1 protein-coding gene is annotated in these 606 nt (G+C 59.4%); it reads left to right on the plus strand.

Annotated features, from left to right (window positions below; all coding sequences use genetic code 11):
* Positions 1–261 precede the first annotated feature (261 nt).
* A partial coding sequence (locus AC1DU6_RS34760) for a hypothetical protein (protein WP_477863074.1) occupies positions 262–606 on the plus strand: 345 nt, incomplete at its 3' end.

Genomic DNA, 606 nt, shown 5'->3' on the forward strand with positions numbered 1-606 from the left:
GTAGCCGGCTTTCTTATGTCTCCTTCTTACATCGCGACGGCACAACTTGCTGTTGACGTCCGACAGTCCGGCGCAGCCGATGCCTTAAACGCCGGTGGCGCGTCCGCAGCGCCTACACCAGCTGCTGAGGAATCCACCATCGACACACATGTCACGGTGCTGCTCTCCGACGCCTATCTGCGGAGACTTCTCCCAACGCTCCGCGCTCTCGAGGATGCGAGGCACGGTGCGGAAGCGGGTTCACGAACGTGGATGCAAAGCTTGCGCACGCTCTTTCGTCGTACATGGTCAGCAACCAAGGAGCTGCTACTTGGCAAGAACCATGAGCCCGATGACGGATCCGCTCTCGCTGCGCTAAAGCGCAGCCTGAGGGTTGGTCAGGAGCGGCGCTCCAGAATCATCGCCGTTACCTCTACGGCCTCCGACCCGCAACGAGCGGCGGAAATCGCTAATACGGTGGCGCAATCGTATGTCGATGAAGTCGCGCGTCAGAAGCAAAGCGATGTGGAGTATGCTTTGAGCTCCCTCGCGACACAATCATCCAAAGTCCAGCGCGACTTGGTAAAAGCCGAGGAGGAACTAAAGGCCTCCCGTCTTGGCCAACCC

This window comes from Roseateles sp. P5_B10 (genome assembly GCF_056400485.1).